This window comes from Pseudomonas sp. MAFF 730105 (assembly GCF_055380705.1).
Window position 1 is genome coordinate 1,486,898 of record NZ_AP018438.1, and the last position, 24,816, is coordinate 1,511,713.

General features: G+C 61.6%; 24 protein-coding genes and 1 pseudogene. 13 read left to right on the forward strand and 12 right to left on the reverse strand.

All coding sequences use genetic code 11. From position 1 onward, the window contains the following. Positions 1 to 19 precede the first annotated feature (19 nt). The gene (locus PCOSP_RS06585; RefSeq protein ID WP_139647614.1) at positions 20 to 397 is read right to left on the reverse strand and encodes a hypothetical protein; all 378 of its coding nucleotides are present in this window, start codon (positions 395 to 397) and stop codon (positions 20 to 22) included. A 236-nt stretch (positions 398 to 633) separates the two neighbouring features. Here PCOSP_RS06585 and PCOSP_RS06590 point away from each other — a divergent pair, with 236 nt between their 5' ends. Then, positions 634 to 1,593, forward strand: coding sequence for a YihY/virulence factor BrkB family protein (locus tag PCOSP_RS06590; protein ID WP_139647616.1), 960 nt, complete (start codon positions 634 to 636; stop codon positions 1,591 to 1,593). Continuing rightward, positions 1,590 to 2,129 carry a peptide deformylase gene (gene def / locus PCOSP_RS06595; protein WP_139647618.1) on the forward strand — a complete coding sequence of 180 codons (540 nt, stop codon included), beginning with the start codon at positions 1,590 to 1,592 and terminating at the stop codon, positions 2,127 to 2,129. The genes PCOSP_RS06590 and def overlap by 4 nt, the downstream gene beginning before the upstream one ends. A 112-nt stretch (positions 2,130 to 2,241) precedes the next feature. Here the strand turns inward: def and PCOSP_RS06600 are convergent, their stop codons facing one another. The 3 genes from PCOSP_RS06600 to gntR all read right to left on the reverse strand — a co-directional run bounded on the left by PCOSP_RS06600 (position 2,242) and on the right by gntR (position 4,540). Continuing rightward, on the reverse strand, positions 2,242 to 2,664 hold the full coding sequence (locus tag PCOSP_RS06600; RefSeq protein WP_175386824.1) for a GNAT family N-acetyltransferase: 423 nt from the start codon (positions 2,662 to 2,664) through the stop codon (positions 2,242 to 2,244). A gap of 123 nt (positions 2,665 to 2,787) precedes the next feature. Next, a complete protein-coding gene (locus PCOSP_RS06605) occupies positions 2,788 to 3,342 on the reverse strand; it encodes a hypothetical protein (RefSeq protein ID WP_464710595.1) in 555 nt (184 codons plus the stop codon). Positions 3,343 to 3,508: 166 nt separating this feature from the next. Next, the gene (gene gntR, locus PCOSP_RS06610; protein ID WP_175363756.1) at positions 3,509 to 4,540 is read right to left on the reverse strand and encodes an HTH-type transcriptional regulator GntR; all 1,032 of its coding nucleotides are present in this window, start codon (positions 4,538 to 4,540) and stop codon (positions 3,509 to 3,511) included. A 215-nt stretch (positions 4,541 to 4,755) separates the two neighbouring features. Between gntR and PCOSP_RS06615 the strand changes: the two genes are divergently transcribed. Both PCOSP_RS06615 and PCOSP_RS06620 read left to right on the forward strand, forming a co-directional pair. After that, the gene (locus PCOSP_RS06615; RefSeq protein ID WP_175363755.1) at positions 4,756 to 5,289 is read left to right on the forward strand and encodes a gluconokinase; all 534 of its coding nucleotides are present in this window, start codon (positions 4,756 to 4,758) and stop codon (positions 5,287 to 5,289) included. Between the two features lie 92 nt (positions 5,290 to 5,381). Beyond that, positions 5,382 to 6,734 carry a GntP family permease gene (locus tag PCOSP_RS06620; protein WP_041023850.1) on the forward strand — a complete coding sequence of 451 codons (1,353 nt, stop codon included), beginning with the start codon at positions 5,382 to 5,384 and terminating at the stop codon, positions 6,732 to 6,734. Between the two features lie 117 nt (positions 6,735 to 6,851). On the opposite strand, the gene alaC is transcribed toward PCOSP_RS06620, so the two are convergent. After that, positions 6,852 to 8,069 carry an alanine transaminase gene (gene alaC, locus PCOSP_RS06625; protein WP_024781200.1) on the reverse strand — a complete coding sequence of 406 codons (1,218 nt, stop codon included), beginning with the start codon at positions 8,067 to 8,069 and terminating at the stop codon, positions 6,852 to 6,854. Between the two features lie 197 nt (positions 8,070 to 8,266). Between alaC and PCOSP_RS06630 the strand changes: the two genes are divergently transcribed. Both PCOSP_RS06630 and PCOSP_RS06635 read left to right on the forward strand, forming a co-directional pair. Beyond that, positions 8,267 to 8,929, forward strand: coding sequence for a LysE family translocator (locus tag PCOSP_RS06630; protein ID WP_139647629.1), 663 nt, complete (start codon positions 8,267 to 8,269; stop codon positions 8,927 to 8,929). A gap of 79 nt (positions 8,930 to 9,008) precedes the next feature. Then, positions 9,009 to 9,494: a GyrI-like domain-containing protein gene (locus tag PCOSP_RS06635; RefSeq protein WP_139647631.1), complete on the forward strand. Its 486-nt coding sequence runs from the start codon at positions 9,009 to 9,011 to the stop codon at positions 9,492 to 9,494. A 30-nt stretch (positions 9,495 to 9,524) separates the two neighbouring features. Here PCOSP_RS06635 and PCOSP_RS06640 read toward each other — a convergent pair whose 3' ends face one another. Then, positions 9,525 to 10,034 carry a GNAT family N-acetyltransferase gene (locus PCOSP_RS06640; RefSeq protein ID WP_139647632.1) on the reverse strand — a complete coding sequence of 170 codons (510 nt, stop codon included), beginning with the start codon at positions 10,032 to 10,034 and terminating at the stop codon, positions 9,525 to 9,527. 140 nt (positions 10,035 to 10,174) lie between these two features. Between PCOSP_RS06640 and PCOSP_RS06645 the strand changes: the two genes are divergently transcribed. The 4 genes from PCOSP_RS06645 to PCOSP_RS06660 all read left to right on the forward strand — a co-directional run bounded on the left by PCOSP_RS06645 (position 10,175) and on the right by PCOSP_RS06660 (position 12,766). Then, positions 10,175 to 10,609, forward strand: coding sequence for a YybH family protein (locus tag PCOSP_RS06645; protein ID WP_464710597.1), 435 nt, complete (start codon positions 10,175 to 10,177; stop codon positions 10,607 to 10,609). Positions 10,610 to 10,676: 67 nt separating this feature from the next. Next, positions 10,677 to 11,021 carry a YciI family protein gene (locus tag PCOSP_RS06650; protein ID WP_041023844.1) on the forward strand — a complete coding sequence of 115 codons (345 nt, stop codon included), beginning with the start codon at positions 10,677 to 10,679 and terminating at the stop codon, positions 11,019 to 11,021. Between the two features lie 27 nt (positions 11,022 to 11,048). Further along, complete coding sequence (locus PCOSP_RS06655; protein ID WP_041023843.1) at positions 11,049 to 11,525, forward strand: SRPBCC family protein; 477 nt, start codon at positions 11,049 to 11,051, stop codon at positions 11,523 to 11,525. Then, positions 11,525 to 12,766, forward strand: a complete 1,242-nt coding sequence (locus tag PCOSP_RS06660; protein ID WP_139647634.1) for an RNA polymerase sigma factor — start codon at positions 11,525 to 11,527, stop codon at positions 12,764 to 12,766. The genes PCOSP_RS06655 and PCOSP_RS06660 overlap by 1 nt, the downstream gene beginning before the upstream one ends. 181 nt (positions 12,767 to 12,947) lie before the next feature. Here the strand turns inward: PCOSP_RS06660 and PCOSP_RS06665 are convergent, their stop codons facing one another. The 5 genes and pseudogenes from PCOSP_RS06665 to PCOSP_RS06685 all read right to left on the reverse strand — a co-directional run bounded on the left by PCOSP_RS06665 (position 12,948) and on the right by PCOSP_RS06685 (position 18,637). Continuing rightward, positions 12,948 to 14,291, reverse strand: coding sequence for an imelysin family protein (locus PCOSP_RS06665; RefSeq protein ID WP_139647636.1), 1,344 nt, complete (start codon positions 14,289 to 14,291; stop codon positions 12,948 to 12,950). Positions 14,292 to 14,496: 205 nt separating this feature from the next. Further along, entirely contained in the window at positions 14,497 to 16,548 is a 2,052-nt protein-coding gene (locus PCOSP_RS06670) for a putative bifunctional diguanylate cyclase/phosphodiesterase (protein ID WP_175363749.1), read from the reverse strand. 309 nt (positions 16,549 to 16,857) lie between these two features. Further along, positions 16,858 to 17,454: a superoxide dismutase gene (locus PCOSP_RS06675; RefSeq protein ID WP_024781210.1), complete on the reverse strand. Its 597-nt coding sequence runs from the start codon at positions 17,452 to 17,454 to the stop codon at positions 16,858 to 16,860. A 174-nt stretch (positions 17,455 to 17,628) separates the two neighbouring features. Then, positions 17,629 to 18,230 (reverse strand): annotated as a pseudogene (locus PCOSP_RS06680) (LysE/ArgO family amino acid transporter). Positions 18,231 to 18,235: 5 nt separating this feature from the next. Further along, the gene (locus PCOSP_RS06685) at positions 18,236 to 18,637 is read right to left on the reverse strand and encodes an ACT domain-containing protein (RefSeq protein ID WP_139647640.1); all 402 of its coding nucleotides are present in this window, start codon (positions 18,635 to 18,637) and stop codon (positions 18,236 to 18,238) included. Positions 18,638 to 18,721: 84 nt separating this feature from the next. Here PCOSP_RS06685 and PCOSP_RS06690 point away from each other — a divergent pair, with 84 nt between their 5' ends. From PCOSP_RS06690 to PCOSP_RS06700, 3 genes are all read left to right on the forward strand, one after another. Beyond that, positions 18,722 to 19,627 carry a LysR family transcriptional regulator ArgP gene (locus PCOSP_RS06690; RefSeq protein WP_175386826.1) on the forward strand — a complete coding sequence of 302 codons (906 nt, stop codon included), beginning with the start codon at positions 18,722 to 18,724 and terminating at the stop codon, positions 19,625 to 19,627. Positions 19,628 to 19,705: 78 nt separating this feature from the next. Beyond that, positions 19,706 to 20,689: an NAD-dependent epimerase/dehydratase family protein gene (locus tag PCOSP_RS06695; RefSeq protein ID WP_464710600.1), complete on the forward strand. Its 984-nt coding sequence runs from the start codon at positions 19,706 to 19,708 to the stop codon at positions 20,687 to 20,689. Between the two features lie 107 nt (positions 20,690 to 20,796). Further along, positions 20,797 to 21,678, forward strand: coding sequence for an ATPase (locus PCOSP_RS06700; protein WP_139647646.1), 882 nt, complete (start codon positions 20,797 to 20,799; stop codon positions 21,676 to 21,678). Positions 21,679 to 21,926: 248 nt separating this feature from the next. On the opposite strand, the gene rapA is transcribed toward PCOSP_RS06700, so the two are convergent. After that, positions 21,927 to 24,773, reverse strand: a complete 2,847-nt coding sequence (rapA, locus tag PCOSP_RS06705; RefSeq protein WP_464710602.1) for an RNA polymerase-associated protein RapA — start codon at positions 24,771 to 24,773, stop codon at positions 21,927 to 21,929. Positions 24,774 to 24,816 lie beyond the last annotated feature (43 nt).

Consider the following 24,816-nt stretch of genomic DNA (forward strand, 5'->3'; position numbering starts at 1 on the left):
CATACGTCGGCGGTCGGGGTTACAGCCTGAACTGCGCAAAATCCAGGTTGGTGCCTCCCGGTCGCAGGTCTTGCAAGTAAGAATCCCTGTCGGCGCTCAGCTCCAGGCTCAAGGCCGCCTTGCGCTTGCCTTGGTTGCGCACTTCCAGGCCTTCCATTTTTTCCCGCAGGAACACGGTCGGCACTTTCAGGTGCAGCAATTCGTCGGTGGCCGGAGTGTGCAGGAGCAGATGAATCCATTCGTACTGGCCGACAGCCAGGCGGGTCACCGGGATGTTGAACCAGAAGATGTTGCGGTTGCGGTTCAATTCGCTGAAATGGCAGTTGTTGACGCCCAGGACGGCGCCGCCCAGTTCCTGGTTTCTGCGGGCGATGGCCTGCTTCTTATCGAGTTTCATAACGTTCCTACGGGATTAAAGCTTCGGGCCGGGCCTGAATACATGCGGCATTCTCGACGGTTGCCGGGCAAACATAAAGCCCTGCCGGTGCGAAGAATGAAACTTGCGCTGTGGGGCATTGGTCAATTCTGCGTCGGGATGAGATTGTCCCAAAGTCGCCAAACAGGCTACTTTGAGGTAAAAAACGCCCCTTGAGTCGCCACGCGACCCCTTTTTTGCGGCGAAAGGAGACGCTCATGATATTTCCGGACATGAAAGGCTTGCCTTTGCATCGCGTGATGATGCGTACGGTGACCGAGTTTCTCGACGACGAGATGTCGACCTACGCCTCGGCACTGGCCTACCAGATGCTGTTTTCCCTGTTTCCTTTCATCCTCTTTCTGATCGCGCTGATCGGCTTCCTGCATCTGCCGGATTTCTTCTCGTGGCTGCGCCTGCAGTCGGAACTGGTGCTGCCGCCCCAGGCGCTGGAGCAGGTCAACCCGGTGATCGACCAACTCCAGCAATCCAAGGGCGGGCTGTTGTCGGTGGGTATCGTGGTTGCGTTGTGGACCGCCTCGGCCGGGGTGCGGCTGATGATGAGCGCCATGAACGCCGCCTACGATGTGGTCGAGGGACGTCCGGCCTGGAAGCGCTTTCCGCTGTCGATTTTCTATACGGTCGGCATCGCCGGCATGCTGCTCATCGCAGCGGCTCTGATGGTCCTCGGTCCGCAGGTGATGGAGTGGATTGCGGCCCAGGTCGGGTTGGAGGAATTCATCGTCACGCTCTGGACGATCGTGCGTTGGCCGGTGATCGTGATCCTGTTGATGGTGGCAGTGGCATTGATCTACTACGTGATGCCGGACGTGAAGCAAGAGTTTCGCTTCATCACGCCGGGCTCGGTGCTGGCCGTGGTGGTCTGGATCATCGCCTCCCTGGGCTTCGCTTTTTACGTCAAGACCTTTGCCAACTACAACGCCATGTATGGCAGTATCGGCGCGATCATCGTGTTGCTGCTGTACTTTTATATCTCGGCGGCGGTGCTGTTGCTGGGCGCGGAAATGAACGCGGTGATCGAACACATGTCCGCCGAAGGCAAGGAGCCTGGTGAGAAGGTGCCCGGCGAGCACTGGAAGCACCATGTCTCGGGACTGGCGCGCGACCACTCCATCAAACCGGACGCCGATCCGAACGCAGAAGAAGCCCGACCATGATTCGAGAAATCCTCAAGATGGGCGATGCGCGCCTGCTGCGAATCGCTCCACCGGTCCCGCCGCAGATGTTCGACACCCCAGAGCTGTGGCAATTGATCGACGACATGTTCCAGACCATGGAAAGCGTCGGCGGCGTCGGCCTGGCGGCGCCGCAGATCGGGGTGGACCTGCAACTGGTGATTTTCGGCTTCGACCACAGCGAGCGTTACCCCGATGCGGAGGCTGTGCCCCAGACCATCCTGATCAACCCGCTGATCACGCCGCTGAGCCCGTTGCTGGAAGAAGGTTTCGAAGGTTGCCTGTCGGTGCCCGGCCTGCGGGGGGCGGTCGATCGCTTTCAGCACATCCGTTACGAAGGCTTCGATCCCAAGGGCGAGCCGATCGTGCGGACAGCTTCGGGCTTCCATGCACGGGTGGTGCAGCATGAATGCGACCACCTGATCGGGCGCCTGTACCCGTCGCGGATCACTGACTTCAGCAAGTTCGGGTTTACCGAAGTGATGTTCCCGGATCTGGATCCGACGGCCGACGACTGAACCTTCACCTCAATCACCTGTGGGAGCGAGCCTGCTCGCGATAGCGGTGGGTCAGCTTGCATCGCTGTGAATGTCCCGCCGCCTTCGCGAGCAGGCTCGCTCCCACAGGGCATCAGGACCGGCTTCCCGGCTCCAACCCCATCGCAATCATCGGCTTGCTGCGGGCATACCGGCTCAGGCGCTCGGCCATCGCATAGGGCAGGGCGGGCTCGAACGTGAAGCCGTGCCGTTCATAGAACCCGCGCAATTCCGGGTGGCAGAACAGCCAAACCGGTGCGTCCACGGCTTTCACCGCTTCGCTGATCAAGCGTGCCGCGACACCTTGCCCGCGGTGTGCCGGGTCGACAAATAACCCCGTCAACCAGTGCCCGCCCGCCACTGATCGCAAGCAGAGGGCGGCGACGATGTCATCCTGCCTCGCCACCCACAGCTGCGCGTCACGCACGGCTTTCATCGAGGATTGATGGGCGCGGTAGAACTTGTTCATCAGCGGCCACAGCGGTTCATCGAGCAGCGCATAGCGGATTTCGGACATGGCAACGTCGTGGAGGGGGAGGAGGGCAGATTATAAGGGAACACGTTTCGATAAACCTGTGGGAGCAAGCTTTGCTCCCACAGGTTTGCACTCCGGCGGCTCATCTGCTGGCCGCCGGCGGGCTCAGAGGGACGTGAGGAGCATCGCCGCGGCCGGATCCTTATCGCCCGTGTCGCGCTGTTTCTGGGCCTTTTCCACCTGCGCCATTGCGGACTTGTCCTGCATGCGCTGGGCAATTTCCTGGCCGACCGCCAGTTGCTTCTCGGGTGGCATCGCCTCGTATTCTTCTTCGCTGATGCCCATCTCGGCGAGAATGGCGTCACGCAGACGCTCTTCAGGCGTCTTGCTCATGTAGTCCTTGAAGTCCTTCAGTGCCGAACTGTCGGTCTGGCTCGCCGGGGCATCCTGGGCAGCGGTGGTCTGCAACTGCACGCGGGTCTTGGCGAACGCCTCATCGACGTTGTCGCTGATGGCCGTGGCCGCGTTGACCTGTTGCGTAGCCTGTTGGGTGACGGACTCCCGCACCTGGGCATTGCCCTGGCTCGTCTGGGCCTGGACGTTATCGCGCAACGCCTGTAGCGCGGCGCTTTGCAGGCCGCTGGCGGCGTCGGCGGTCGGGTCCTCGCCCGGACGCTTGAGCGGCAGAATCATCGCTTGTTGTTTGGCACTGACCAACATGATGGGCACCTGTAGGTAATGGCGGAGCGATGGGCAGGAGCAATTCCCATGCCGACGCCGGGTGCCCCGTGTTTCGAGGGATGCAGGGCGGTGGGCGAGGCGAAGCGGCCAGCCCTTGCCGTTGACCGGCAGGGATCGACCGCCTCGGCGCGGCGAGGGGGAGTGGTCAGGTACTTTCGCGAATCTTGAGCTCGAACCCCATGTCCACCACGGGTTGGGCGATGCGGTTGCCTGCCATCAACGTCAGCATCTGTTCGGCGGCACGACGGCCGATGGCTTCCCGTGGCGTGCTGATGCTGCTCAGGCGCGGCACCATGTGCGCCGAGGCGGGCAGGTCGTTGAAGCCGAGGACCGAGATCTGTTCGGGAATCCTGATGCCACAGCGCAAGGCTTCGAACAGGGCGCCATGGGCAAGGTCGTCGTTGCCAAAGAAGATCCCATCGACATCCGGGTGGCTGGCCAGCAGTTGCAGAAACAACTCGCCGCCCAGGCCCACCGATGACGGGCGCGGTGTCAGCAGCTCCAAGTCCGGGTCGTACAGCCCGGCCTTCTGCAGGGCCCGGCGAAAACCTTCGCCGCGCAACAAGGTGCGCTGGTCCAGTTGTGCGCCGATGTAGGCCAGGCGTTTGCGACTGCGGGAGATCAGGTGTTCGGCCGCCGTCTCGCCGGCCTTGAGCTGGGAAAAGCCGACACAGTTGAGCCCCGCCCCGGGGTCCAGTTCCATCATGTAGACACACGGAATGTTGCTGGCCTCGATCATGCGGCGGGCGCTTTCGGTGCGGTCGAAACCTGTCAGCAGCAAGCCACGGGGCTGATAGGCCATGTAGTTGCGCAGCAGGTCTTCTTCTTCATCCCGGGAGTAGTGATAGTTGCCGATCACCACTTCGAAGCCCTTGGGCCTCAAGACACGGTGAATGGCTTCCAGGGTGTCGATGAACAGCAGGTTGGACAGCGACGGCACCAACACCACCACCGAATGGCTCTGGGCCGAAGCCAGGGCGCGGGCGGCGGGATTGACGACATAATTGAGTTCCTGAGCCGCCTGTCGGACCTTTTCCACCAGGTCGGTGGCCACGGTGCTGACGCCGCGCAAGGCACGGGAGGCGGTGATGGGGCTGACACCGGCCAGGCGTGCGACTTCGTTGAGCGTAGGGCGACCGGTGGTGCGGGTATTCTTATCGTTCTTGGGGACGGTCATCAGGTGGCTTGCCAAACAAAAATCAAGGCACTAAGGTAGCGCTGTCTCGACGCGGCTGCAAATGCGCGAGTGGGGTTTGCCTGAATCCCATCCGTTGGTGTCGTGAACGAAAAATGCTGCAACCACAAAAATGACAAGAAGGCGTCGGCAACTTCTGCTTTTGCTGCGGTGTCATAACTGGCAAAGGTAGCGCTGTCTGCGCGCTGAGGTGTTACATGAACAATCCCATCACCGCCCTGGTCATCATGGGCGTTGCCGGTTGCGGCAAGACTTGCGTCAGCCAGGCCCTGTGCCAACTGAGCGGCGCCACCGCCATCGAAGGCGACACATTCCACCCCGCGGCCAACATCCAGAAGATGAGCGCCGGTATTCCCCTGAACGACGACGACCGTGCCGGCTGGCTAGACAGCCTGTGCGATGAGTTGCGCCGCATCGACGCCAGGGGCGAGCGCCCGGTGTTGACCTGCTCGGCCCTCAAGCACAGTTATCGCGAGCGTCTGCGCAGCGCCTTGCCTGGCCTGGGTTTCGTGTTCCTGGAACTGACGCCCGAAGTGGCGGCCGACCGTGTGTCCCATCGCCCCGGCCATTTCATGCCGTCGACGTTGATCGACAGTCAGTTCGCCACCCTTGAATCCCCCGTTGGCGAACCTCTGGTCCTGGCCCTGGATGCGTCCAGCCACGGCGTCGATGAGCTGGCTCGCCAGGCTTACACCTGGTGGTTGGAACACGGTTTGAAGCTGGCCAGTTGAACTCGATCATTTTTGCGTCAGAAAGATAGCGCTGTCCCGACGGCTTACAAATAACTGCTTCAATAACAACAACAAATCAGGAGACACCCCTCATGTTTGGCATGTCCCACGAGACGTTCCTACTGCTCGATGCAGTGGTCACGGTGATCGGACTCATCCTCCTCATCACCCAGTTCAAATTCCACCCGTTCATTGCCCTGACCATCGCGGCCGCGTTTCTCGGCCTGACGTCGGGCATGCCGATCGGCACCATCATCAAGGCCTTCCAGGATGGTTTCGGCGGCGTGCTGGGCTTTGTCGGGATTATCCTGGCCCTGGGCACCATGCTCGGTAAGATGATGGCCGAGTCGGGCGGGGCGGATCAGATCGCCCAGACCTTGATCCGCGCCTTCGGCAAGGACAAAGTGCAGTGGGCCATGATGTTCGCCGCGTTCCTGGTGGGGATCCCGCTGTTCTTCGAAATCGGTTTCGTGCTGCTGATCCCGCTGGTGTTCATCGTGGCGCGCCGCACCGGCGTGTCGATCATCAAGATCGGTATCCCGCTGCTCGCCGGCCTGTCCGCGGTGCACGGCCTGGTGCCGCCACACCCGGGCCCGCTGCTGGCCATCGGCGTGTTCGGTGCCGACATCGGCAAGACCATTCTCTATGGCCTGATCGTAGCCTTGCCGACCGCCATCATTGCCGGTCCGATTTTCGGTACGTTCATCGCCAAGCACATCCCTGGCCACGCCAATCAGGAGCTGGTCGATCAATTGGCCCGTGAGCCCGAGGCCAAGGAACTGCCGAGCTTCGGCATCACCCTGGTCACCGTGCTGCTGCCAGTGTTCCTGATGCTGCTCAAGACCTTTGCCGACGTGGTGCTGCCGGACGGCAACATCTTCCGCACCTTCATGGACCTGATCGGTCACCCGATCTCGGCACTGCTGCTGGCCTTGCTGCTGTCGCTGTACACCTTCGGCCATCGCCAGGGCATCGGTTCCAACCAGATCCTGAAGTTGCTCGACGCGAGCCTGGCACCGACTGCCGCGATCATCCTGATCATCGGTGCCGGTGGTGGCTTCAAGCAGATGCTGGTGACCAGCGGCGTGGGTGACGTGATCGGCCATATGGCCGTGAGTGCGCAGATTTCGCCGATCCTGCTGGCCTGGCTGGTCGCAGCGGTGATTCGTATCGCCACCGGCTCGGCCACCGTCGCCACCATCACTGGCGCAGGCATCGTGGTTCCGGTGGTAGGGATGATTCCAGGTGTGAACCGTGAGCTACTGGTGCTAGCCACCGGCGCCGGTTCGTTGATTCTGTCTCACGTCAATGATGCGGGCTTCTGGCTGGTCAAGCAGTACTTCAACATGACCGTGGCCGAAACCTTCAAGACCTGGACGGCGATGGAAACCATCCTGTCGGTGGTGGGGTTGGGCTTCATCCTGTTGCTGTCGCTGGTGGTCTAAAGGCCCAGCACAAACAACTGTGGGAGCGAGCCTGCTCGCGATGGCGGTATGTCAGAAGCATCCATGCAACTGACCCACCGCTATCGCAAGCAGGCTCGCTCCCACATTGGGCTTGTATCAGGCGTTGGTCTTGCCGACCAACCCATCCGCCCGGAACATCGCCCGGATCCCACGCACAGCCTGGCGGATCCGGTCCTGGTTCTCGATCAGCGCAAAGCGCACATGATCATCCCCATATTCGCCGAAGCCCACGCCCGGTGAGACGCAGACCTTGGCTTCGGCCAGCAGCTTCTTGGCAAACTCCAGCGAGCCCAGGTGGGCATAGGCCTCGGGAATCTTGGCCCAGACGTACATCGACGCCTTGGGGTTCTCCACCATCCAACCCAGTTCATGCAGGCCCTTGACCAGCACATTGCGGCGCTGGCGGTACTGCTCGGCGATGTCGCGCACGCATTGTTGGTCGCCTTCCAGCGCGGCGATGGCGGCCACCTGCAAGGGCGTGAAGGTGCCGTAGTCGTGGTAGCTCTTGATCCGTGCCAGGGCGCTGACCAGTTCCGGGTTGCCGACCATGAAGCCAATGCGCCAGCCGGCCATGTTGTAACTCTTGGACAGAGTGAAGAACTCCACCGCAATGTCTTTTGCGCCGGGCACCTGCATGATCGATGGCGCTTTCCAGCCGTCGTAGACGATGTCGGCGTAGGCCAGGTCGTGGATCACCAGCACATCGTACTGCTTGGCCAGGGCGATGACCCGTTCGAAGAAATCCAGTTCCACGCACTGGGCGGTGGGGTTGGACGGGAAGCCCAGGATCATCATCTTCGGCTTGGGAATCGAACCGCGAATGGCCCGCTCCAGTTCGTCGAAGAAATCCACGCCCGGTATCAGCGGCACCGAGCGCACCTGGGCGCCGGCGATCACTGCGCCGTAAATATGGATCGGGTAGCTGGGGTTGGGCACCAGTACCGTGTCGCCCTGGTCCAGGGTCGCCAGCATCAGGTGGGCCAGGCCTTCCTTGGAGCCGATGGTGACGATGGCTTCGCTTTCAGGGTCGATGTCCACCTCGTAGCGGTCCTTGTACCAGCGCGAAATGGCGCGGCGCAGGCGCGGGATGCCTTTGGAGGTGGAGTATCCATGGGTGTCTTCACGCTGGGCGACGGTGACCAGTTTTTCCACGATGTGTGGGGGCGTGGCGCCGTCGGGGTTACCCATGCTCAAGTCGATGATGTCTTCGCCGCGCCGACGCGCAGCCATCTTCAGCTCGGCAGTGATATTGAATACGTAAGGGGGGAGTCGATCGATGCGCGCAAAGCGGCGCGGCGAACCTTGTTCGGCCATTGTTGCCTCGAGATACGTGAGCGCCCGGAACCGTCCGAGCGACGTTGGCCACTGCGGTGGCCTGCGGCGCAAGATAATGGCCGCCATGGCCGCTTGTCCAGTGGCGGCCCACAACTATTTTCGACGACACTGTCGACCCGTCCGTGGAATGCGTGCGGACTGCTCAATTCGCCATACCCAACCCGAACGGAATGATGATGGAATTTTCCAGCGGTTTTTTGCTGAGTCTCTCCCTGTGCCTGGACATTGGCGTCGCCAATATCGCGATGATCACGCTTGCCATGCAACGTGGTTATTTCCAGGGTTTTGCCCTGGGCCTGGGCACCTGCGTGGGCGACTTGGTCTATGCGGTGCTGGCCCTGGCCGGCATGACGGTGTTGCTGCAATACGAAGCGGTGCGCTGGGTGCTGTGGATCGGCGGTTCGGTGCTGTTGCTGTATTTCGCGGCGAAAATGGTCCATTCGGCGATTTATCACGGCGCAGTGCTGGAACAGGCGGGTGAGGCGCGGGGCAACTCCTCTGGCCAGGAATTTCTGCGCGGGATCTTCCTGGCCATGTCGTCGCCCAGTGCCATTCTCTGGTTCGCGGCCGTGGGCGGTACGCTCATCGCCCGCTCAGGAGGTGGCACTGTGCTCAGCTCGATACTTTTCCTCGGTGGTTTCCTCTGCGCCGGGCTGCTGTGGAGTGCCGGCCTGTGCCTGGCGGCGACCCAGGGCGGAAAATTATTGGGGGATAAATTGCTGCGTTATTCCTATTGGGCATCCGCTGCGATCTTCTGTTATTTCGCTGTTTACGTGATCGTTTCTGGCTACAACGAGTTTGTAGGGGCCTCTGTAGCGACGCTGGTTCCCGCGGCCTGATAAGCGAAACGGCCCTGGCATTCATGGTTTGGCTTCTATACTGCCAAACCCGACCTCATGTTTTGCGGAGTGTTGACGCATGGAAAAGCCCCAACGCGATTACACAGCCGAGCCACGCTTCGAACACGGAAACTTTCATCTTATCGCCGGTTTTGGCGGCCGTTTTACCCAGGAAACCGCCCAGGGTATCCCCCTGCTCTGGGAAAAGTTTCTGCCCTGGCTCGGTAACGTGCCAGGGCAGAAAAGCGAAGTTACCTACGGTGTGTGTTGCAACCCGGACGGGAACGGCGGATTCGAATACATCGCCGGGGTGGAGATCAGTCGACTCGACGATCTGCCGGAACAGTACCGCTGGATCGAAATCCAGCCCGCTCACTATGCGGTGTTCGAACACCATGGGCCATTGAAGAGCCTGCAGGACACCTTTCACTACATCTGGAATGTCTGGTTGCCCCAATCGGGTCACGAAGCGGCGGACGCTCCGGAGTTCGAGCGCTACAGCGAAGACTTCAACCCCAAGACCAACGAAGGAACTCTGGAGATCTGGATACCGCTCAAAAGCTAGTGGCCTGTACGGTTAATTCGGGTACTCAAATTAGCCACACAGGCCACTAGGGCCCTGGAACATCAAGCCCATCCGCCGCTCATAACCGATGCGGCCCTTGTAGGCTTCGCCACAGTCGATCCAGCCCATTTGGGTGTACAGGCCAATAGCCGATTCGTTATCGGCATCGACCGCGAGCTCCAACCCCCTGATTTCCGGCCAGGCCGCACGCGCCACTGCGGGCAGTGCTTGCAGGCAGGCCCTGCCGTGACCCTTGCCCTGGGCCCGACGATCGACCTGCAGGGCATGCAGGGTTGCGCTGTGCTCATCGGCCCAGGCGGGCAACATGGGCGGACGCTTGAGCAGCAGGAACGCCACCGGTGCGCCGTCGACCAGCAACGCGAAACCCTTGACCCCCGGGCAGGGCCGGGACAGCAACATGTGCAGTGCACCGTGGATATCGCCGGAGAACCGGATCTGTTCGGGAAGGAGCTCGATGGCTTCCACCTGTTGGCGCTGGGCAGCGCTCAGATTTTCATAGTCGACAAGTTGAGCAGTCACAGTCACGTCCGTTGTTCGCCTGCAGGATGGAGCGCAATTCTAGCGAATTTTCTTCCTTGAATTATTTTCATCCGAGATGTCGATTCGCCGTCTCCCCAAACGACAAAGGGTGTCTTCAACAAAAACTGTGGAGAATCACCATGAACACCCAACCCACCGAAACCGAAATCCAGGCCCTGATCGATACCTATCGCCAGGCCGTCATGGCCAAGGACGTTGAGAAAGTCATGGCGCTCTATGCCGACGACATCGTCTCGTTCGACGCCATCCAGGCCCTGCAATTCAAGGGCAAGGTCGCCTATCGCGCCCATTGGCAGGCCTGCATGGAAATGTGCCCCGGCCCGCACAAGTTCGACTTCCACCAGGTCAAGATCAACGTGGCGGACAGCATCGCTTTCGCCCATTGGCTGGCCTATTGCGGTGGCACCAACGACAAGGGCGAAGAACAGGCGTGCTGGATGCGAGTGACGGCCTGCTACCAACGTGTGGCGGGACAGTGGAAGATCGTCCATGAACATTGGTCGGCGCCGTTCGATCCGATGGCGGGCACGGCGATCTTCGATCTTCAGCCCTGATCGTCGGTTTTTTCGCCGCCGCGTCCTTCTACCGTCATAGTTGATCCGTTCGATCCCGGAGTTTTCCATGAAGTACTTATGCCTGGTGTATAGCAACGAACAAACGCTGCACAGCTCGCCCGACAGCCCGGAGGACGCCGAGTGCATGGCCTACGCCGAGTCGATCCAGGGCAGCGGGCGGATGATCGCCGCCGAGGCCCTGGAGTCGGTGCAGACCGCGACCACCGTGCGCATGCGCGGCGGCAAGCTGTCGATCACCGACGGACCGTTCGCCGAGACCAAGGAACAACTGGCGGGTTTCTACCTGATCGACGCCAAGGACTTGAACGAGGCCATCCAGGTCGCCGGCAACATCCCGGCGGCCCGGGTCGGTTGTGTCGAAGTCCGACCGGTGCGCCAATTGAACCCCTGAACAACAATCACAAACAGGATTCGATTCATGAACCTCACACCTGCTGCTTTCGAGTTGTCCATCAGTCGGCTGATCGATGCCCCGCGCCAGAAGATCTTCCGAGCCTGGACCGAGCCTGCCCTGCTGGTCCAGTGGTGGGGGCCCCACGGCATGACCACGCCGGAATGCGAAATGGACCTGTGGGTAGGCGGTCAGTTTCGCACCCTGATGCGTGCGCCTGACGGCAGCGAATACCCGACCATGGGGGTGTTCCTGGAAATCGTCGCCCCCCGGCGGCTGGTGTTCACCGATGCGTTCGTGCCTGGCTGGGTGCCCTCTGGCAAGGCCTTCATGACCGCCGAGGTGGTGCTTGAAGAGGAGGGCGGCAAAACCCGCTACACCGCCCGCGCCCTGCACTGGAGCGAAGAGGACCGGCAGGCCCACGAGGCCATGGGGTTCCATGACGGCTGGGGCCAGAGCCTGGACCGTCTCGAAGCGTTGGTCACCCAAGGCATGCCCGACTGATGTCGGCCGATGTGGTCAAGGCGCGGGTCGAGCAGGTCTATCGGCAAGACTCGCGGCGGATCCTGGCGACGCTGATTCGCTTGCTGGGGGATTTCGACCTGGCGGAGGAAGCCCTGCACGAAGCCTTCTTCATTGCGGTCGAGCGTTGGCAACGTGACGGTGTGCCGGACAACCCTAGGGCCTGGCTGGTGTCCGCCGGGCGCTTCAAGGCCATCGACAGTTTGCGCAGGCGAGCGCGCTTCGCGGCGTCCCAGCCAATGCTGATCGCCCAGCTCGAGGCGCTTGAACAGTCTGACTGGAGCGACGAAGACGTGGAAGACGATCGTCTGCGGCTGATTTTCACCTGTTGCCATCCGGCCCTGGCGGCGGATGCCCAGGTGCCGTTGACGCTGCGGGAAGTCTGCGACCTGACCACCGAGGAAATCGCCCGTGCCTTCCTCGCCGCACCGGCCGCCATCGCCCAACGTATCGTGCGGGCCAAGGCGAAGATTCGCGACGCGAAAATTCCCTACCAGGTCCCGTCCCGTCCGGAACTGCCCGAGCGCTTGGACAGTGTGCTGCGGGTGATCTACCTGGTGTTCAACGAAGGTTACTCGGCTTCGATGGGCGCCGAATTGACCCGAGAAGACCTGACCCGCGAGGCCATTCGCCTTGCACGGCTGCTGATGGAGTTGTTGCCTGAAGCCGAGGTCATGGGATTGTTGGCGCTGATGCTGTTGCACGAATCCCGGCGGACGGCGCGCACCTCGGACACTGGTGAGTTGGTGCTGCTGGATGAACAGGACCGCTCCTTGTGGAATGCACAACTGATTGCCGAAGGCTGCGGTTTGGTGGAAGCCGCGTTGAATACCCGCCGGTTTGGGCCTTATTGCCTGCAAGCGGCGATTGCCGCTGTTCACGCCGAAGCGCCTACCGCGCAGGAGACCGACTGGCCGCAAATCGTCGGGCTTTATGACGTGCTGCTGCGGGTCATGCCGTCACCGGTGATCGAACTCAATCGTGCCGTCGCTCTGGCCAAACGTGACGGGCCGGAGGCGGGATTGCGCCTGATCGAGGCGATCCTGGGGCGTGGCGACTTGCTTGACTATCATCTGGCTCACTCGGCACGGGCGGAATTCTGCCGGCAGTTGGGGCGAGTGGAAGAGGCGAGGGCGGCTTATCGGCGTGCGCTTGAATTGACACAGCAACTGCCGGAGCGACGGTTTCTTGAGGGGCGATTGGCGGAGTTGGCCAAGCAATAAACCTGTGGGAGCGAGCCTGCTCGCGAAGGCGTCATGACATCCAGCATCTGCGTCGACTGACCCACCGCTTCGCGAGCAGGCTCGCTCCCACAGGGGATCGCATTTCAAATGTGGGAGCGGGTTCTTCTGCCCATGAAAAAGGCGACCCGGAGGTCGCCTTTTTCAGTCAGCCCAGCGTTGATCAGAACTCGTGATCAGCGTTGTCCGGGTTCAGGTCGCTGATGCCCAGTTTGCCGGCAGCCTGTTCGATCGAACCGGTCTGCTTGACCAGGGCGGCGATGGCGTCGCGGACGATCTGGTTGCCGGCGGTGTTGCCGGCAGCGATCAACTGGTCGTAGTGCTCACCCTTGTTGGCGTGATCGACCATGACCTGGATCTTGGCTTCGGTATCGGCCAGGTCGGCCTTGAGCGCGGTATCCGCGGCCGGGTCGGCCTTGGCCACCAGGGACGACAGGCTGGCGCCGGTCATCTTGGTACCGTCGACGCGGGTGTATTCGCCCAGGTACACGTTACGCACGCCCTTGGCGTCGTAGAAGTGCGAGTTGTGGGTGTTGTCGCTGAAGCAGTCCTGCTCGTCTTCTGGCGAGTTGGCTTCCAGGGATACCTTCATGCGCTCGCCCGCCAGTTCACCGAGGGACAGGCTGCCCATGCCGAACAGCATCTTGCGCAGGCCGCTTTCGGCCGGTTCCGCTTCCAGGGTGGCGCGGTAGTTGTCGGCCACGTTCGGCTTCCAGTTACCGACCATTTCTTCCAGGTCGCTGACCAGCAACTGGGTCACGGACTTGAGGTAGGCACGACGACGGTCGTTGTGGCCGCCAGTGGCGCCGGCGCCTTCCAGGTAATCGGAAGCCGGGCGGTTGCCGGCGCCCGGGCCGGTGCCGTTGAGGTCCTGGCCCCACAGCAGGAATTCGATGGCGTGGTAGCCGGTGGCGACGTTGGCCTCGGAACCGCCCAGCTCATTCAGGCTGGCGAGTTTTTCCGGGGTGATGTCCTTCACGTCGACCTTGTCTTCACCCACCTGGACTTCGGTGTTGGCGATGATGTTGGCGGTGGCGCCTGGGTTTCCCAGCGCATGCTCGTAGGATTTGTCGACGTAGTCGATCAGGCCTTCGTCCAGGGGCCAGGCGTTCACCTGACCTTCCCAGTCGTCGATGATGGTGTTGCCGAAACGGAACACTTCGCTCTGCAGGTAAGGCACGCGTGCGGCGACCCAGGCAGCCCGGGCGGCTTTCAGGGTGTCGGCGTTCGGCTTGGCCAGGAACGCGTCGACGGCGGTTTGCAGGGTTTTTGCGGTAGATTCGGCATCGCTGTAGACGGCATAGACCATATCGGCATAGTGCGCGACGACAGCCTTGGCGGCGGCTTCGTCGAGCTTGCCGGCGGCAGCAGGGGCGGTCGGTGCCGCGGTGCTGGCGGCAGGCGTCGGCGCTTGCGGCGCGGCAGCCTTGTCCTTGCCTTCGCCGCAGCCGGCGAGGGAAATGGCGATGGCCAGCAGACTGGCGGTAGCCAGGGGCATACGAATCATGGCAAACATCCTGCTTCGAAAATGGATGGGACTGGCGCAAGGGCGCGCAAAGCTGCGACATAATGCGAAAGATTTGCATTATGTGTAAAGAGCTGCGGCTGTAAATATTTCTTATTTAATGTACGCGGATCGCAGGCTTGGCCAGTTCCTACAGAAAGATGCAATTTCTCTGTAGGAACTGGCCAAGCCCGCGATCTTTAGAGCGTCAGAGAATGGAGGCCTTGCTGCGCTGCGCCTGCTTCAGATAAACACCCAGCTCCCGTGCTGGCAGGGGTTTGCTGTAGTAGTAGCCCTGACCTTCATGGCAGCCCTCGGCGATGATGTAGGCTTCCTGTTCGACTGTCTCGACGCCTTCGGCGATCACCTGCATGCCGAGGCTTTTACCCAGTTGGATGATGGCGCGGACAATGGTCGCGTCGTCTTCGTCGTCGAGCAGGTCCTGGACGAAGCTCTTGTCGATCTTGATCTTGTCCAGCGGCAGGCTCTTGAGGTAACTCAGGGACGAATAGCCGGTCCCGAAGTCGTCGATGGCAATCAGCGCGCCGGAACGGCGCAGGCTCAGCAAGTGCTGGGCAGCGGTGGTGATGTCTTCCATCAGGCCGGTTTCGGTGACTTCGAGTTCCAGGCTGCGAGGCGGCAACCGGTACATCTGCAGGAGGTTGTTCACCACCCGGGGCAGTTCGGCATGGTGCAGTTGCACCGTGGACAGGTTGACCGCCATGCGCATTTCGACGAAACCCTGGTCGTGCCAGTCGCGCAATTGCTTGCAGGCCTGGTCCAGCACCCATTCGCCGATGGCAATGATGGTGCCGTTCTGCTCGGCCAGTGGAATGAACAGATCCGGCGGCACGAAGCCGTGTTCGGGATGGTGCCAGCGAATCAGCGCCTCGGTGCCCACCACCCGCAAGTCGCGATAGCTGATCTGGGGTTGGTAGACCAGGGTGAATTGGTTGCGGACCAAGGCCTCGCGTAAATCTTTCTCCAGCTCCCGACGGCGGCGCATTTCGCTGTCGACGCTGGCGATGTAGAACTGGTAGCGGTTGCGCGAGCGGGACTTGGCCAGGGTCATGGTCTGCTCGGCTTTCTGCAACAGCTTCTCGGTGCTGTCGCCGTCTTCGGGGAACAGCGTGATGCCAATGGTGGCGCGCAGGCGGATTTCCTGGTCGTCGAGGGCGAAGGGCGCCTCCAGGTCGTCGAGGATGCTTTGCGACAGCTCGGCGGCTTCGTAAGGCTGCTCGATGTCGGCCTGCACCAGGGCGAACTGGTCGCCTCCCAGCCGTGCCAGCGCACCCAGGCGTCCGCTGTGGGCCCGCAACCGATCGGCCAGGGCCAGCAACAGCTGGTCGCCGGTCTGGTAACTGAACTGTTCGTTGATGCTCTTGAAGTCATCCAGACCCACGCACAGCACCGCTACCCGGCGTTGCAGGCGGCCGGCATCCACCAGGATCTTGTCCAGTTGCTGCTGGAGCTGCTGGCGGTTGGGCAGGCCGGTGAGGAAGTCGTACTGGGCCATCCGTAGCAGACTGTTTTCCGCTTCGTGGCGCAGGTGTGTATTGCGTTCGATGGAGGCGAGCAATTGGTTGGCCGTGTTGATCCACAGGCCCAGTTCGTTCTGCTCGTGGCCGCGCAGCTGCGGAATCTTGTGGGCACTGGGGCGATCGGGATTGATTTCCGTCAGGTGCTCGATGATCCGCGACAGCGGCTTGGTCAGCAGCCAGTGGTAGACCAGGTACAACACCAGGCCCATGGCCAGGGCCCGCAACATGCCGGAGATGAAAATGATCACGGAACTGATGATGAACCCCTGGCCGTAGGTGGCGGTGTCCAGGGTGATGCTCAGGTCGCCGTAATATTCGCTGTAGGGGCCACGGCCGACCAATTGTGTGGTGAAGGTGCGTTCCTTGCCCAGGATCAGGTCGGTCAACCAGCGGCTTTCGGAATGCTGCAAGGGCCGGCTTTTTTCGGCGAGCATGGTTTCGTGAGGGTGACCAATGGAGGCCATGCGCACGGCCTCGTCCTGGAACAGCCCTTCGATCACTTGCATGCCCATTTCCCGGTCGAGGCTGTAGACGGCCTGGGTCGAGGGGTCGCGAAACATATCGAGAATGCGCTGGGCATCGCTGGCGACGGCCCGGTTGGTTTTGTAGGCATCGAACACGATCTGAGCGCAGCTCAAAATCATGCCAACGATCAATGCCGAAAGGAGCACGACCCGGAGCAACTTCACAGACAAGCTGTTCTTGAGTTCCAGCTTCAAAGAGGGATTCCTTGTACCGTGCGGGTAGCGTCAAGTTGCCATGAGTATTGGCAATCCTGTGATGTCAGTCAAAGGGACAATCAAACACAAGGGATTTTGCCTGGAACATGGCCGATATGCGGTTTTTCCAGAGTGATTGCTCTACGGTCATTGTGTCGGTTGCAGAGGCCCGTAACTTGAGGCCTTCAGGGATTTTTTGTTGGGATTCGGACGTGAGGTCATCCGCGCGAAAACGAGGGCGAGCATTTATACCGGGCAAAAAAAACCCGGCAAGGTGCCGGGTTCTTTTGTCGGGCGTCGGATCGAAGCTTAGGCGGTGAACGCCTTGCCTTCGAACTGCTCGGCCACGAATTTCCAGTTGACCAGGTTCCAGAACGCTTCGACGTATTTCGGACGAAGGTTGCGGTAGTCGATGTAGTAGGCGTGTTCCCAGACGTCGCAGGTCAGCAGCGGGGTGTCGCCACTGGTCAGCGGGTTGCCGGCGCCGATGGTGCTGGCCAGGGCCAGGGAGCCGTCAGCCTTTTTCACCAGCCAGCCCCAGCCGGAACCGAAGGTGCCGATGGAAGTCTTGCTGAATTCTTCCTTGAACTTGTCGAACGAACCGAAGGCCTTGTTGATGGCTTCAGCCAGTGCGCCGGTAGGTTGACCGCCGGCGTTAGGCGCCAGGCAGTTCCAGTAGAAAGTGTGGTTCCAGACCTGAGCGGCGTTGTTGAAGATGCCGCCCGAGGAAGTCTTGACGATTTCTTCCAGGGTCTTGCCTTCGAACTCGGTGCCAGGCACCAGGTTGTTCAGGTTCACGACGTAGGTGTTGTGGTGCTTGTCGTGGTGAAATTCCAGAGTCTCTTTGGAGATGTGCGGCTGCAGTGCATCGTGTGCGTAGGGCAGCGGCGGCAATTCGAAAGCCATGGTGATTCTCCTAATCAGGTCAGTTGCGGTGAGCGCAAGGCCGATCACGGGCGGCCGGACTAGCGCCGGGGAGTTTGTACTCTTTGCGGCGCAGGGTCGGATCATAGCACCGGGGGTGCGGCATAACCACGCAACAACTGTGTGGGATAGAGGTTCCAGAGCGGTTTCGAATAATCAGCCCATGACGATCAGCTGCACCGCCACGGTGAACATCATCACCGCCACCAGCAGGTCGAGGATCCGCCAGGTGCTCGGGCGAGCCAGCCAGGGGGCCAGCCATGCGGCGCCGATGGCCAGGGTGAAGAACCACAACAGCGAGGCGCTGGCGGCGCCCACGACATAGGCGCCGGGCACACTCTGCTGGGCACCGAGGGAGCCGATCAGCAGCACGGTGTCGAGGTAGACGTGGGGATTGAGCAGGGTCACGGCCAGCGCACTGAGCAACACCGCCCGCAGTGAGCGCACGGCCTGGCGTTCGCCTTGCTGCAGGCTTTGCGTCGAGCAGGCCCGACGCAAGGCGACGCTGGCGTACCAGAACAGGAACGCCGCGCCCCCCAGCGGGCAATCGCCAGCAACAACGGGCTCTGGGCCAGCAGTGTAGCCAGCCCGAATACGCCGGCCATGACCAGCAGCGCGTCGCAGGTGACGCACAGCGCAGCCACGGGCAAATGATGTTCGCGACGCAGGCTCTGGGCCAGCACAAACGCGTTCTGGGCGCCGATGGCCATGATCAGCCCGAGGGCCACCAACAGCCCGTTCACATAGCTTTGCCACATAAACATTACTCTCCGTTCGCGGCCAATTGCTGGAGTACCGTCATGGCCTGTCCGGCGTCGTCGTGACCAACGAACAGATGGTCGTGGTAGTAACCGGCGATCACGTTGCAACTGATGCCGGCATTGCCCAGCGCCGTGGCGAAGGCTGCGGTCAGGCCTACGGCCTGCAGGGCCGAGTGCACATTGAGGGTGATCCACGCGGCGACGTAATCGAAGCTCAGCCCGGCTTTCTGTGCCTGGGATTTTTCCAGGATCACCGTCAGTCCCTCTCGCTCGAGAAAGCTGCCAATGATCATGATGTCCGCCGGTACCCGGCCGTCGGGCAGGCTACAGAACACGTATTCGCCCTGATTGAGCTGCGGGCTCATGCTGCGCAGCAGGGTTTTCAATGATGTTTCGCCAGACATGGCTCGCTCCTTCCAGTGAATGCTGGTCATTTTCCGGTCGAAAGCTGTATAAGAAAAACCAATATTGCTGATTGCTCATTAGGAATACTGATGTTCGATTACAAGTTGCTGGCGGCCTTGGCTGCCGTGGTGGAGCAGGCCGGTTTCGAGCGTGCGGCCCAGGTGCTGGGTTTGTCGCAATCGGCTGTTTCCCAGCGGATCAAGCTGTTGGAGGCGCGAGTCGGCCAGCCCGTGTTGGTACGCGCCACGCCGCCGGCGCCTACCGAGATCGGTCGCCGTTTGCTCAACCATGTGCAGCAGGTGCGCTTGCTGGAGCGCGATCTGCAAAGCCTGGTGCCGGCACTGGATGAAGATGGGCTGCCCGAACGTCTGCGCATCGCGTTGAATGCCGACAGCCTGGCGACCTGGTGGGCGGCGGCCGTGGGCGATTTCTGCGCCGAACATCACCTGTTGATGGATCTGGTGGTCGAGGATCAGACCGTCGGTCTCAAACGTATGCGCGCCGGCGAAGTGGCGGCGTGTCTCTGCGCCAGCGAGCGCCCGGTGGCCGGGGCCCGCAGCGTATTGCTGGGCGCCATGCGCTATCGTGCGCTGGCGAGCCCTGCCTTCATTGCCCGGCACTTCCCCAATGGCGTGCGCGCCGATCAATTGGCTCGCACGCCGGCCCTGGTGTTCGGTCCGGATGACTTCCTGCAGCACCGCTACCTCGCTTCCCTCGGCGTCGACGGCGGCTTCGAGCACCATTTGTGTCCGTCTTCCGAAGGTTTCATCCGCCTCGCCGAAGCCGGGCTTGGCTGGGGCCTGGTGCCGGAACTGCAGATGCGTGAACAGCTGGCGCGTGGGGTGTTGGTGGAGTTGCTGGCAGATAAACCGATCGATGTGCCGTTGTACTGGCATCATTGGCGTAATGGTGGGCAGTTGCTCGGGTTGTTGACCGATCAATTGATTCACTGCTCGAAGCGCTGGCTGGTGCCTTGGGGACCGCAATGAGCGTCAAGCCGCAAGCGGCGTACAGATTAATTGGCCGTGGCGGCTCGATGCCCGCCACTGCACGGGTTGGGAGCATTCATGAAAATTCTGGTTACCGGCGCAAGCGGCTTCATCGGCGGGCGCTTTGCGCGTTTCGCCCTGGAGCAGGGCCTGGATGTACGGGTCAACGGACGCCGGGCCGAGAGCGTGGAGCACCTGGTGCGTCGCGGTGCGCAATTCGTCCCGGGGGATCTGAGTGATCCGCTGTTGGCCCGTGATCTGTGCCTGGACGTCGACGCCGTGGTGCACTGCGCCGGTTCCGTGGGGTTGTGGGGCCGCTATCAGGATTTTCATCAGGGTAACGTCCAGCTCACGGAAAACGTTGTCGAGGCCTGCCTCAAGCAAAAGGTCCGGCGCCTGGTGCACTTGTCGTCACCCTCGATCTATTTCGACGGTCGTGACCACTTCGGGCTGACCGAAGAGCAGGTGCCCAAGCGCTTCGGGCATCCCTATGCCGCCACCAAATACCTGGCCGAGCAGAAAGTCTTCGGCGCCCAGGAGTTCGGTCTTGAAGTGCTGGCGCTGCGACCGCGTTTCGTGACCGGTGCTGGCGACATGAGCATCTTCCCGCGCCTGTTGAACATGCAGCGCAAGGGGCGGTTGGCGATTGTCGGCAATGGTTTGAACAAGGTCGACTTCACCAGCGTGCACAACCTCAACGAGGCGCTGCTCAGCAGTCTGCTGGCCACCGGTTCAGCCTTGGGAAAGGCCTACAACATCAGCAATGGGGCGCCGATTCCGCTGTGGGACGTGGTCAACTATGTGATGCGGCAGATGGACGTCCCGCAGGTCAGGCGTTACCGTTCCTACGGGCTGGCCTACAGCATGGCCGCGTTGAACGAAGGGGCCTGCAAGGTGTGGCCGGGCCGGCCCGAACCGAAGCTGTCGCGCCTGGGGATGCAGGTCATGAACAAAAATTTCACCCTCGACATCAGCCGGGCCCGGCATTATCTCGATTACGATCCGAAGGTCAGCCTGTGGACCGCTCTCGATGAGTTCTGCACCTGGTGGAAAGCCCGCTGATCGGCCCGTCATGAACCGAGTGCCGGGTTCGGGGTCAATCGGTGCGGCGGGCGAGGGGGTTATACTCGGCGCATCAAGCCATTACTGGTTTTTCAAAGGTTGAATCCATGCCCACGCGTAATGATGAACACGACGACTTCGACGATGTACCGAGCCTGCGGATGCGTGCCGACATCCCCGATGACGATGACTTCCTGCCCAACCGTCAGCCTCATGTGCAAGCGCGTCCGACGCCCGTGGCGGCAGCCAGGGTCAAGGGGGCCAGCACTGGGCCGCTGTGGGCGCTGGTTGGCGCGTTGCTGTGTGCGTTCGGTTTCCTGGCCTGGTGGAGCTTCCAGCAGATTTCCCTGATGGAGCAGCAGTTGGTGGCGACCCAGGAGAGTTTCGCGCGGATCAGTGAGGACGCGGCGGGACGCTTGCAGGACATTTCCGGCAAGGTAGTGGCCGGTCAGTCCAATGTCATGAGCGACAGTGAAGCCTTGAAGCTGCAGGTCAAGCAGTTGGACAACAAGCTGCAAGACCAGGCCCGGCTCTTCGAAAGCAAGTTGCAAGAGCAGTACAAACAACAGCAAGCCACGTTCGGTCCATCCGCCGACCTGGACAAGGAGCTGGCCCAGCTTATTGCCCAGGCCACTGAACAGCAGAACGCCACGACTCAGCTGCAAGCTTCCAATAAGGAGCTCCAAGCCCAGCTCAAGACGCTGGCGGCTGAAGTGACCACGCTGAAGAACCAGGGTGAAGGCGGCGTGCTCGATGCCCAGCTCAAGAGCATCGGTGCCGACATCACCGCCCTGAAAAGGAATAACCAGAACCCCGCCATCGAACGCTTGGAGCAGGAGATGATGGTGCTCAAGAGCCAGCAGGATAACCGCTCGGGCGGCGGCACGGCCGAGTTCGATGCCTTCCGCGGCCAGGTCACCCGCAACATCAATACGCTGCAAGCGCAGATCCAGAACCTGCAACAGCAACTCAGCGCTCGGGGGCAGTGACGGGTTTTTTTGGTGCTTGCTGTTCGGCGCTGTTCCCTGCGGGATAAGCAGCATTTGTATACGCCGCAATCCCTGTGGGAGCGAGCCTGCTCGCGATGGCGTCAGTCCAGCCAATATTCCATGACTGACCCACCGCTATCGCGAGCAAGCCCGCTCCCACAGCGTTTCGGGGATGTTTGTGAAAGGTGGGCTCGGCGCACAAAAAAGGCCCGCAGCGCTGCGGGCCTTTTTTGTGTTGCCAGGGCTGATCAGCCCGCCACCAACACCCGGATCGCTTCCAGGCGCAGCGCAGCTTTTTCCAGCATCGCCAGGCCTTGTTCGCGCTGTTGGCGCAGGGCCACCAGTTCGCTGTCGCGCACGGTCGGGTTGACGGCTTGCAGCGCGGTCAGGCGGGCCAGTTCCTCGTCAGTATCGGCCGCCAGGCGGCGCTGGGCTTCGGCCACGCGCTCGGCGTGCCGTGGGGCGATCTTCTCTTCACCGGCATTGATGCGCGGGGTGAGCTGGTCACGCTGGGCCTGGATGAACTTGTTGGCACTGGCGCGCGGTACGCTCTCGAGCTGGTCGTTCAAGGTCTCGAACGAAACCCGGGCCGCCAGATCGTTACCGTTGGTGTCCAGCAGGCAGCGCAGGGCGGCCGGTGGCAGGTAACGGCCGAGTTGCAGCGCACGCGGGGCAACCACTTCACTGACGTAAAGCAGTTCCAGCAGCACGGTGCCGGGCTTGAGGGCCTTGTTCTTGATCAGCGCCACGGCCGTGTTGCCCATGGAGCCGGACAGCACCAGGTCCATGCCGCCTTGCACCATCGGGTGTTCCCAGGTGATGAACTGCATGTCCTCGCGGGACAGCGCCTGGTTGCGGTCATAGGTGATGGTCACGCCTTCGTCGTCGCCCAGCGGGAAGCTGGCATCAAGCATTTTTTCGCTTGGCTTGAGAATCAGCGCGTTGTCCGAATGGTCCTCGCTGTCGATGCCGAAGGCGTCGAACAGGGTTTCCATGTAGATCGGCAGGGCGAACTGGTCGTCTTGCTCAAGAATGGCTTCCACCAGTGCGTCGCCTTCACCGGCGCCGCCAGAGTTGAGCTCCAGCAAACGGTCGCGACCGGTGTGCAGCTCGCTCTCCAGGCGCTCGCGTTCGGTGCGGGCCTCGTCAATCAGCGCTTGCCATTGGCCATCGTCGGCCTCCTCCAGCAAGGGCAGCAGGCGTGGGCCGAACTGATGCTGCAAGGCGTTGCCGGTCGGGCAGGTGTTGAGGAAGGCGTTCAACGCCTCGTGGTACCACTGGTACAGCCGCTCCTGTGGACTGGTTTCCAGGTACGGCACGTGCAACTCGATGGTGTGCTTTTGCCCGATTCGGTCCAGACGGCCGATCCGCTGTTCCAGCAGGTCCGGGTGAGAGGGCAGGTCGAACAGCACCAGGTGATGAGCGAACTGGAAGTTGCGCCCCTCGCTGCCGATTTCCGAGCAGATCAGCACTTGTGCGCCAAACTCTTCGTCGGCGAAATACGCAGCGGCACGGTCTCGCTCGAGGATGTTCATGCCTTCGTGGAACACGGTGGCCGGGATGCCGGAGCGCACGCGCAAGGCATCTTCCAGGTCCATGGCGGTTTCGGCATGGGCACAGATCACCAGTACCTTGGTGCGCTTGAGCATTTTCAGTTGGTCGATCAGCCATTCGACACGTGGGTCGAATTTCCACCAGCGTTCTTCTTCGCTGGCGTCCGGCTGGGCCTGGAAGCTGACTTCCGGATACAGCTCGGCATGATCGCCCAGGGGCAGCTCGAGGTATTCGTCCGGGCACGGCAGTGGATAGGCGTGCAGTTTGCGTTCCGGGAAGCCCTGTACGGCGGCACGGGTATTGCGAAACAGCACGCGGCCAGTGCCGTGGCGGTCCAGCAGCTCGCGAACCAGACGGGCGCTGGCTTCGCTGTCGCCATCGTTGACGGCGGTCAGCAGCGCTTCGCCTTCATTGCCCAGGAAACCGTGGATAGTCTTGTGGGCTTCGGGCGAGAGGCGGCCCTTGTCCAGCAGCTCCTGCACGGCCTCGGCCACCGGGCGGTAGTTTTCGCTCTCGGCGCGGAAGGCCTTGAGGTCGTGGAAGCGGTTCGGGTCCAGCAGGCGCAGGCGGGCGAAGTGGCTGTCCTGGCCCAGCTGTTCCGGGGTTGCGGTGAGCAGCAGTACGCCCGGGATCGTCTCGGCAAGCTGTTCGACCAGCGCGTACTGTGGGCTGACCTGATCTTCGTGCCACACCAGGTGATGGGCTTCGTCGACCACCATCAAGTCCCAGCCGGCGGCGAACAGCGCGTCCTGGGCCTTCTCGTCGTCCACCAGCCATTCCAGTGCCACCAGCGCCAGTTGCGTGTCTTCGAACGGGTTGCTCGCATCGCTTTCGATGAAGCGTTCTTCATCGAACAGGGCGACTTGCAGGTTAAAGCGCCGGCGCATTTCCACCAGCCATTGGTGCTGAAGGTTTTCCGGGACCAGGATCAATATGCGGCTGGCGCGTCCAGACAACAGCTGGCGGTGGATGACCAGGCCGGCTTCGATGGTCTTGCCCAACCCCACTTCGTCCGCCAGCAGTACCCGCGGTGCAATGCGGTCGGCCACTTCCCGGGCAATGTGCAACTGGTGGGCGATGGGCTGGGCCCGAACACCACCCAGGCCCCAGAGCGGGGACTGCAACTGGCGGCTGGTGTGTTCCAGGGTGTGGTAACGCAGGGAGAACCAGGCCAGCGGGTCGATCTGGCCGGCGAACAGACGGTCGCTGGCCAGGCGGAACTGGATGAAGTTCGACAGCTGGGTTTCCGGCAGGGTGACGACTTCGTTCTGCCCGTTGAGGCCGTGATAGACCAGCAGCCCGTCGACATCATCGACTTCGCGCACGGTCATTTTCCAACCTTCGAAGTGAGTAATCACGTCGCCCGGTGAAAACCGTACACGTGTAAGAGGCGCATTCCGTAGCGCGTACTGGCGGGTGTCGCCAGTGGCCGGGTAGAGCACGGTCAACAAGCGGCCGTCCTGTGCCAGAACGGTGCCTAAACCCAGCTCGGCTTCGCTGTCACTGATCCAGCGTTGCCCCGGTTGATACTGCTGCGCCATGCTGCCTGACTCCCGCCTTGAAAAAGCCGATTATCTTAACGGA